Source organism: Bradyrhizobium sp. (assembly GCF_049512235.1).
GTDB lineage: Bacteria > Pseudomonadota > Alphaproteobacteria > Rhizobiales > Xanthobacteraceae > Bradyrhizobium.
In genome coordinates, this window is sequence record NZ_JBEKXH010000248.1 from 1 (window position 1) to 9,717 (window position 9,717).

The window sequence follows — 9,717 nt, forward strand, 5'->3', positions numbered from 1 at the left end:
GGGGAGCTTTCCGTATTGCTACGGTGACTGAAATTAACTTTGATGCAGATCGGCCAATGCTATTGCCTCGAGGGTGTCTTCCAACATGCGAATCCCGTCAATTCGGCGGCGGCGAACTCTTAACCTTCCGACTTGAACTCGCTGCAACGGCGTGCGGCTGGCAAGCCCAGCTGCTCAGGAGAACCTAATGTCGTGGCTCAACAATTTCAAAATTACCCTCAAGGTCGCCCTGATCGTGGTCCTGATGGCGATCGTCACGATCGGTGCGGTGAGCATTGCCGCCCTGCGCATGAAGGGCGTCGACGATGCCTATTCCGATCTGGTGCGGCGCGTCGACAAATCCACGACCATGGCCGTCCGCGCCTCGCGCCTGGCCGAAGCTTACCTGTCCTCGGCATTTCAACTTTTGACGGAAACCACGGACGCGGGCAACGCCAAGCTGCTTGCGCAGGCGGTCGAGGATCGAAAATCGTTCGAGACCATCATGGCGCGAGTCGCAAAGGATTTGCCTGAGACTGAGACATCCTCCGCCATTCAGCCGGTCATCGCCAATTACGAGAAGGCGTTTGCGGCGTGCGATCCCGTTATTCAATACGCCGCGAAAACGACGACGCCAGAGGACAATCTGAAAGCTGGTGAGCGCCTCTATAAGGAATGCAGTCCCGTCATGGGATTTGCGATTCGCGAGCAGACGAAATTGACTGACTTTCTTCTCTCCCACGCCGCCAAGCTGTCGGATGAACTGACGGCGCAAACGAATTCCACGATTCTCGTCGTGCTGATCACATCCGGCATCGGTCTGTTGATCGGCCTGGCCGCGGCGATGTGGATCGGGATCAAGGGTCTTTCGCGGCCGATCGACGAGCTGAAGGCGGTGATGGAGGCATTCGCCCGCAACGATTTGAAGGCAGCGGTTCCCGGCGTCGAACGGCGCGACGAACTCGGCGAAATGGCGCGCACCGTGGAGGTTTTCAAGACCAGCGCGATCGAGGTTGAGCGTCTGAAGGTCGGCCTTGAGGCGACGCAGAAGCGCGCCGCCGAACAACACAAGATGGATATGAAGAAACTTGCCGATGATTTTGAAGGCGCGGTCGGTGAGATCATCGAGACCGTATCTTCGGCCTCCACCGAACTGGAAGCATCGGCCGGCACGCTTACCGCGACCGCCGAGCGTGCCCAGGGACTGACGACCATGGTCGCGGCTGCCTCCGAAGAAGCCTCTACCAACGTGCAGTCGGTGGCCTCGGCGAGCGAAGAACTGAGCAGCTCGGTCAACGAGATCAGCCGCCAGGTGCAGGAATCGGCCCGGATGGCCAATGAAGCGGTCGATCAGGCCCGCAAGACCAACGACCGCGTCAGCGAATTGTCGAAGGCGGCCGGCCGCATCGGCGCCGTGGTCGAACTGATCAACACCATCGCGGGCCAGACCAATCTTTTGGCGCTCAACGCCACCATCGAAGCGGCGCGGGCGGGCGAGGCCGGTCGAGGTTTTGCCGTCGTGGCTTCCGAAGTGAAGGCACTGGCCGAGCAGACCGCAAAGGCGACCGGCGAGATCGGCCAGCAGATCTCGGGCATCCAGGCCGCGACCCAGGAGTCGGTCGGCGCCATCAAGGAGATCAGCGGCACCATCGAGAAACTGTCGGAGATTTCATCGACCATCGCGGCGGCGGTGGAAGAGCAGGGCGCGGCGACGCAGGAGATTTCCCGCAACGTGCAGCAGGCGGCGCAGGGCACCCAGCAGGTTTCGACCCACATCAGCGACGTGCAGCGCGGCGCCAGCGAGACCGGCTCGGCCTCCTCGCAGGTGCTCGCCGCGGCGAAGTCGTTGTCCCGCGACTCCAACCGCCTCAAGCTCGAGGTCGGCAAGTTCCTGAATTCGGTCAGGGCGGCCTGACGGGACCGCGGTGCCGATGCCGGGCCGGGCTCCGCCCGCGACGGGGCGCCAGGCCTGCTATCTGGAAAGTGCAGGCTGGCAGGCGTGCCCGAGGTTAGCTATTTTGGCGCGGTTCGGGTAAATCAGGGGCAATGAACTGGACTTTTTCGGAACCCTTACGTTCCGCGCGGTCCACTCGCCCCCGGGGGAACGCCTGCTTCATGGTCGCACTTGTTCGCATCGCCCTGAGCCGGCCCTACACTTTCGTCGTGCTCGCGCTTCTCTTGCTGATGATCGGGCCGTTGGCCGCGCTGCGCACGCCGACCGACATTTTCCCGGACATTCGCATCCCCGTGATCGGCGTGGTCTGGCAGTATACCGGCCTGCCGCCGGATCAGATGGCCGGGCGGATCACGACGCCGTTTCAGCGCGCGCTGACCACGACCGTCAACGATATCGAGCACATCGTTGCCAATTCCTATAACGGTTTTGGCATCGTCAAGATCTTCTTTCAGCCGAACGTCGATATCCGCACCGCCAACGCCCAGGTCACCGCGATTTCGCAGACCCTGATCAAGGCGATGCCGCCCGGCGCGACCCCGCCGCTGATCCTGAATTACAGCGCCTCCACGGTTCCGATCATCCAGGTTGCCTTGTCCGGCGAGGGCCTTACCGAGCAGAACCTCGCCGACATCGGAATCAATCAGCTGCGGACGCCGCTGATCACGGTGCCCGGCGCCGCGATCCCGTATCCATATGGCGGCAAGCAGCGTCAGGTGCAGATCGATCTTGATTCGTCGGCGCTGCAGGCGCGCGGGCTGTCGGGTCAGGACGTCGCCAACGCACTCGCTGCGCAAAATCTGATCACGCCGGCGGGCACGCAGAAGATCGGCAATTTCGAGTACACCATCCAGCTCAACAACTCGCCGCTCCGGATGCAAGACCTCGGCGACCTGCCGATCAAGACCGTGAACGGCGCCATGGTCTACATTCGCGACGTCGCGAGCGTCCGCGACGGCAATCCGCCGCAAACCAACATAGTCCATGTCAACGGCAATCGCTCCGTTCTGATGATGGTGCTGAAGGCAGGCTACATTTCGACGCTGGATATCATTTCGGGCATCAAGCAGAAGGTCATCGACGTCAGGGGGCAGCTTCCCGACGCGCTCAGGATCGGCTTCATCGGCGACCAGTCGATATTCGTCCGCGGTGCCATTTCCGGCGTGGCTCGCGAAGGCGTGATCGCGGCGCTCCTGACCAGCCTGATGATCCTGCTGTTTCTGGGCAGCTGGCGCTCGACGATCATCATCGCGACATCGATCCCGCTCGCCGTGTTCGGCGCGATCGCGATGCTGTCGGCGATCGGCGAGACCCTCAATATCATGACGCTCGGCGGGTTGGCGCTTGCGGTCGGCATCCTCGTCGACGAGGCGACCGTGACGATCGAGAATATCAACTGGCATCTCGAGCAGGGCAAGGAGGTCCGGACCGCGATCCTGGATGGCGCCAATCAGATCGTGGTGCCGGCCTTCGTCTCGCTGCTGTGCATCTGCATCGTGTTTGTTCCGATGTTTTTCCTGCAAGGCGTCGCCCGCTTCCTGTTCGTGCCGATGGCGGAAGCGGTGGTGTTCGCGATGATCTGGTCGTTCATCCTGTCGCGGACGCTGGTGCCGACCATGGCAATGTATCTGCTGCAGCCGCATCTGCACCACGCCGGCGACGGGGCGCCGGTGCGCTCGCGCAATCCCCTGGTACGGTTGCAGCGCGGCTTCGAGGCGGGATTTGAGAGTTTTCGCGGCGGCTACCGCGATGTGTTGACGCTGACGATGCGGCACCGGCCGATCTTCGTGATCGGATTCCTGGGCTTGGTCGGGGTTTCGTTCCTGCTGGTGCCGTATCTCGGACAAAACTTCTTCCCGTCCGTCGATGCAGGGCAGATCCTGATGCATGTGCGCACCCAGGTCGGCACCCGCGTCGAGGAGAGCGCCAATCAATTCGCCGATGTGCAGAAGGCGATCCGCAGGATCATTCCCCCGGCCGAGATCGAGACGCTGGCCGACAATATCGGCATGCCCATCAGCGGCATCAACATGACCTACAACAACACCGGCGTGATCGGACCGCAGGACGGCGATATCCAGATCAAGCTGAAGCAAGATCACCATCCGACCGAAGCCTATGTGAAGGCGATGCGGGAGCAGCTGCCGCGCGCATTTCCGGGCATGACCTTCGCGTTTCTTCCGGCCGATATCGTCAACCAGATCCTGAACTTCGGCGCGCCGGCGCCGATCGACCTTGAGATTCGCGGCGCCAACGTCAATGCGGGTTTCGCCTACGCCAATCATTTGCTGACCCGGATTCGCCGGATCCCCGGCATCGCCGACGCGCGCATTCAGCAGTCGCCCAACAATCCGAGCTTTAACATCGACGTGGACCGCACCCGTGCGCAATATGTCGGCTTGACCGAACGCGACGTGACCAACAGCCTCACCGTCAATCTGGCGGGCAGCGGGCAGGTCGCGCCGACCTACTACCTCAATCCGGACAACGGCGTATCGTATGCGATCGTGATGCAGACACCGCAATCCCAGATCGATTCGCTGGGCGCGCTGGAGACCTTGCCGATTACCGCGGGCGGTCCGTCGGCGCCGATCCTGGGCGGCATAGCCAATATCACGCGATCGGTGTCGAGCGCGGTTGTCTCGCAATACGACATCCAATCGATGGTGCAGATCTATGCGACGCCGCAGGGACGCGATCTCGGCGCGGTCGCCGCCGACGTCAGGAAAGTGATCGTGGATACCGCCAAGGACGTGCCAAAGGGAAGTTCGGTAGCTCTGCTCGGCCAGGTGCAGACCATGAACAGCGCGTATTCCGGGCTGCTGTTCGGATTGCTTGCCGCGGTGGTGCTGATCTATCTGTTGATCGTGGTCAACTTCCAGTCCTGGACCGATCCGTTCGTCATCATCACGGCGCTGCCGGCCGCCCTTGCCGGCATCGTATGGATGCTGTTTGCGACCGAGACGACCCTCTCGGTGCCGGCGCTGACCGGCGCGATCATGTGCATGGGCGTCGCTACCGCCAACAGCGTGCTGGTGATCTCTTTCGCCAAGGAACGCTACGAAGAACTGGGCGACCCGATCGCGGCGGCGATCGAAGCCGGATTCGTCCGCATCCGTCCGGTGCTGATGACGGCGCTGGCCATGATCATCGGCATGTTGCCGATGGCGCTCGGCCTTGGCGAGGGCGGCGAACAGAACGCGCCGCTCGGGCGCGCGGTGATCGGAGGCCTGATCTTCGCCACCGTCGCTACGCTGATGTTTGTTCCCGTGGTTTTCAGTATGGTCCACGCCAGGCGGGGCGCCAGGGCCCCCGCCTTACCGGAGATGTCGCATGCCGACTGAACAAGGCCCGCCGGTCTCTCGCCGGAAGTTGGGCATTTTCGGGGTTGCGGCGGCTGTCGCCGCGTTACTGGTCGTGGTGAGCGGCATCAGGGCGCGTGAGGATTCGAGCGCGAGGCTGCGCGATTGGACCGACGACCAGGCGATCCCGACGGTGGCGGTGGTGCTGCCCGACGCCAGGGCTCTCAGCGCCACCCTCGATCTGCCGGGCAGGCTGGAGGCCTATTACCGCGCGCCGATTTTTGCGCGCGTCAACGGGTACCTGAAGAGCTGGAGCGCCGACATTGGCGCCAAGGTCAGGGCGGGCCAGGTGCTCGCCGAAATCGAGGCGCCGGATCTGGACCAGCAGCTGTTGCAGGCGCGCGCCGATCTTGCCAGCCAGCAGGCCAGCGCAAAACTTTCCGAAGCCACGCTGGAGCGCCGGAGAACGCTGATCCCCTCGAACTTCGTCTCGATGCAGGAAATCGACGAGCGCACCGCCGACCTCTCCAACAAGAAGGCCGCGGTCAATTCCGGCCAGGCCAATGTCGAACGGTTGGAGGCTCTTGCCGGCTACAAGAAGATTACCGCGCCGTTTGACGGCGTGGTCACCGCCCGCGATACCGACGTCGGCGCGTTGATCAATGCCGGCGGCGGTTCTGGCCCGGCAATGTTCGTGATCTCCGACATCAGCAAGCTCAGGGTCTATGTCAACGTTCCCCAGAATTACGTGCCCGCGATCAGGATCGGCGCCAAGGCGGTGATCTCGATGCCGGAATATCCGAACCGCACCTTCGCCGCGACGGTAGAGGCTTCGTCGCAATCCGTCGACGTCGGCTCCGGCACCACGCGGATGCAGCTGGCGCTGGACAATGCCGGCGGCGAATTGATGCCCGGCGGCTACGCCAATGTGCGCCTTGGCCTGCAACGCGACACCGCACCGCTGCATATTCCGGCCAGCGCCCTGATCTTCAACCAGAACGGCCTGCGGGTGGCGACAATAGGCGCCGACGACAGGGTCATGTTCAGGACCGTTACCATCGCCCGCGATCTCGGCAAGGAGATCGAACTGGCCTCGGGCATCTCCGCCGACGACCGTATCATCGTCGCACCCCCGGACGGCATCGCCGATGGCGATCAGGTCCGCGTCGCGGGCAGTTCCGCAAAGGGCGGCAAGCCCGCCACGGTTTCGGCGAAGCAGGATGTCAAGGGATAGGGCGGGCGCCGCCGCTGCCTTACCTCGCCACGCTTTCGGGGAGAGGTCGGATCGCCTTTGCCGATCCGGGTGAGGGGGACTTTCCGCGAGCACGCCTGTTGAGACAGCCCTCACCCCGCCCCGGGTCAAGCCCGGGACGGGCTCTCTCCCCGCGAAGAGCGGGGCGCGGGAGATCAGAGAGCTCGCCTCGGCCTCACCCCACCCGCCACTCCAGCACGCCATCATCGGCGCTGACGATGTCGCCGGTCGTCCCCACCGGCGTGCGCTCCATGTTGAGAAGATGCTTAAGTGTCGCGCCGTCTTGCGCGGGCACCCGCGCCAGCGCGCGGGCGCGGTCCGAGGTCCGCAGCATCACCACGCCGTGCTCGACCTCGCCATTGCGGCCGTACAGCACGGTAAAGCTCTCGACCTGGCCCTTGCCGCTGGCTTCGGTGACGAAGTCAGGCACCGCGCCGCGCTGGTGGTCGGCCTCGGCCTGCACGCTGGTATCCTGGGCCAGCGGCGCCGGTGGCGGCTGCCGCGACAGCACCAGCGCGTGATGTTTTGTCACGAATCCGCCCTGGCCGTAGAGCAGACCAAGCTTGGCGCCATCACGCAGCTTGCGCACCATCGCGCAGGCCGCGTGCGTCATATAGGTGTTGAGCGGCGCGCCGAAAAACGTCAGGCCGCCGGTCACCGTCGGCTGCACGTCGGGTCCCAAACCGAGCGTCCGCCGCGCCATTTTTGGCACGCAGGGAAAGCAGCTGTAGAGCTCGATGGCGTCGAACGCGCGGCCGTCCCCGCCGACCAGATCCATCGCCGCTGTGAGCACCGCATTCTGCGGATGGCTCTGGAAAAACTGGTCGCGGACCAGGTAATCGCGCGGCTCTTCCGCCGAAGCGCCGCCCCAGAAATGAACCAGGCGATCTCCGGCAATCCCCGCGGCGCGCGCCCTCGCAAGGCTCGTGATCAGGATCGCCGCGCCCATGTTGACGGTCGGGTTGGCCACCATCAGTTTGGTGTAGGGCCAGGCGATCAGCCGGTTGTCCGGCGAAGGCGTCGTGATCTCCTCGGGCGCAAAACGCCGCTTTAGCCAGGCATTGGGATTTTGCGCAGCCGCTTCGGAATAGGTCGACCACAGCTGGCCTGATTCCGCCATCGCCTGGCGTGGGGTCTGGCCCCAATGCGCCGCGGTCGCGGCTTCGTAGAAGGGATAAACCGTCACCGGCCTGAACACGCCGAGTTTTACCGCCATCGGTTTCTGGAACGCGGCGCCGCGCTTTGGCTCCGGCACGTCGTGGGCGAAGGGCGTCCAGGGCAGGGTGATGCCGGCGCGTTCGGCCCTGGTCGCGCTACTCTGCGCTTCGGCACCGCAGACCGCGGCGACGCTGCATTCGCCGCGGGCGACGCGTTGTGCTGCTTCGTGCAGATAGCGGATCGGGCTTTCGCCGCCCACCGGGCCGTAATAAGCGTGTGACGGCTTGATGCCGAGGCGCCGGCCAAGCAGCTGTTCCGGATCGTGGTAGCGCCAGCTCAGGAAATTGACGACATCGAGCGACTGGACTTCGCCCAATAGCTTGGCGCCGCTGTCGGCTTCGGCGCGCCGCAAGGCCTGTTCCAGCAAGGCGAGAGGCTCGAGCCCCGCGGCAATCTCCTTCGGCCGATCGACGATTTCGCCGACACCGACGATGACAGGAATGCGGTCGTCTAATTGCAGGGCAGCTGTCATTTGCTGTTCTGGCCTTCGCGCGTTCGTTTGCGCCGTGGGCGCGGGGTTACTCCGCCACCAGCGCGTTCATGTGTTCCACCGCCTCGACAAAATCTTCCTTGAATTCCTGCACCACGGCGCCGGCCGACTTCACGCTGTCGATCAGGCCGACCCCTTGTCCGACAAAATAGCTGACGAGGTCGCGCGCTCTGGCATTGCCCGCCGCGGCGGCGCGGTCGATCGAGTCGAAGGCGTCACGGCTGAGGATGCTCTGCAGCGGCATCGGCAGCGCGCCGGGGCTGTCGGGTCCGCGGTCCCAGGCGTCGGTCCACACCGACCGCAACTGACGCGCCGGCTTTCCGGTGCGGCCGCGGGAGCGCACGGCGTCGCGCGAGGAGGCCGCGATCATTTTCTCGCGAAAGATTTCCGATGTCTCGGATTCGATCGTGGCCAGCCACACCGAACCGGTCCAGACCCCGGCGGCGCCCATCGCCATGCAGGCCGCCATCTGGCGCCCGGTCATGATGCCGCCCGCGGCCAGCACCGGCACATCGCGGATCGGTTTGATGGCCTTGATCACTTCCGGCACCAGCACCATGGTCGAAACCTCGCCGCAATGGCCGCCGGCCTCGGTGCCCTGCACCACCAGAATATCGACGCCGGCGGCGACCTGGCGCAGCGCATGTTCCTTGGCGCCGATCAGCGCCGCCACCGGCACGCCATGCTTTCTGCCCATCTCGATCATCGCCTTCGGCGGCACGCCGAGCGCATTGGCGATCAGGCGGATCGGATGCCGGAACGACGCCTCGAGAACTTCCAGCGCGCATTGCGCGTCGAACGGTTGCGGCTGGTCGGCGTCGACCTCGGTCGTGGTCAGTTCGATGCCGTATTTGTTCAGCAGGTTGCGGGTGAAGGCGCGGTGTTCGTTCGAAATCCGGGCCTCCAGGCTTTTCCAGGTGACGTCCTTCTCACCCGCCGTCGAAATGTTTTCCGGGATCAACACGTCGAGCCCATAGGGCTTGCCATCGACATGATCGTCGATCCATTTCAGTTCCTGCTCGATCGATGCGGCCGAATGCGTGGTCGCGCCAAGCACGCCGAAACCACCGGCGCGGCTGACGGCCGCCACCACGTCGCGGCAATGGCTGAAGGCCAGCAGGGGAAATTCGATACCCAGCATCTCGCAGACAGGCGATTTCATGATTGTGGTCACTCCCTGCGGAAATTGGTATGGCCGTCGATAGGCGAGTTGCGCGAACGCTAGCGTATTTCGGGCCGCGATGCCAAGCGCTGTTGGCGAGCGTAGTCCGGATGAGTGAAGCGAATCCGCGGTCTTCGAATTTGGTTCCCGCATATCAATGTGCGCATGCGGGCTACTTGCTCGCAATGGCCATGAAGAGGCGAGGCCGAGCCTTAGGTTGGTATAGATAGCGACCGAACTTCGGAAATCGCTGGAGGTCCGGTTGGTGCCAGGTGCTGGCCTCGGCTATAGCGATGGCGCCCGCTCAAGCGTGAACATCGGGGCATAGCTTGGTTGGGTGGTGAGGCGCCCTACCGGCAT

General features: G+C 63.9%; 5 protein-coding genes. 3 read left to right on the forward strand and 2 right to left on the reverse strand.

Annotated elements, in window-relative coordinates; translation table 11 throughout:
* Nucleotides 1–187: 187 nt before the first annotated feature.
* From ABSG20_RS21495 to ABSG20_RS21505, 3 genes are all read left to right on the forward strand, one after another.
* Nucleotides 188–1,894: a methyl-accepting chemotaxis protein gene (locus tag ABSG20_RS21495; protein WP_423866525.1), complete on the forward strand. Its 1,707-nt coding sequence runs from the start codon at nucleotides 188–190 to the stop codon at nucleotides 1,892–1,894.
* A 200-nt stretch (nucleotides 1,895–2,094) separates the two neighbouring features.
* Entirely contained in the window at nucleotides 2,095–5,277 is a 3,183-nt protein-coding gene (locus tag ABSG20_RS21500) for an efflux RND transporter permease subunit (protein WP_423866526.1), read from the forward strand.
* Nucleotides 5,267–6,469 carry an efflux RND transporter periplasmic adaptor subunit gene (locus ABSG20_RS21505; RefSeq protein WP_423866527.1) on the forward strand — a complete coding sequence of 401 codons (1,203 nt, stop codon included), beginning with the start codon at nucleotides 5,267–5,269 and terminating at the stop codon, nucleotides 6,467–6,469. Before ABSG20_RS21500 ends, ABSG20_RS21505 begins: the two co-directional genes overlap by 11 nt.
* A 193-nt stretch (nucleotides 6,470–6,662) precedes the next feature.
* On the opposite strand, the gene ABSG20_RS21510 is transcribed toward ABSG20_RS21505, so the two are convergent.
* Complete coding sequence (locus tag ABSG20_RS21510; protein ID WP_423866528.1) at nucleotides 6,663–8,177, reverse strand: acetyl-CoA acetyltransferase; 1,515 nt, start codon at nucleotides 8,175–8,177, stop codon at nucleotides 6,663–6,665.
* A 46-nt stretch (nucleotides 8,178–8,223) separates the two neighbouring features.
* On the reverse strand, nucleotides 8,224–9,357 hold the full coding sequence (locus ABSG20_RS21515) for a nitronate monooxygenase (RefSeq protein WP_423866529.1): 1,134 nt from the start codon (nucleotides 9,355–9,357) through the stop codon (nucleotides 8,224–8,226).
* Between the last annotated feature and the right edge of the window lie 360 nt (nucleotides 9,358–9,717).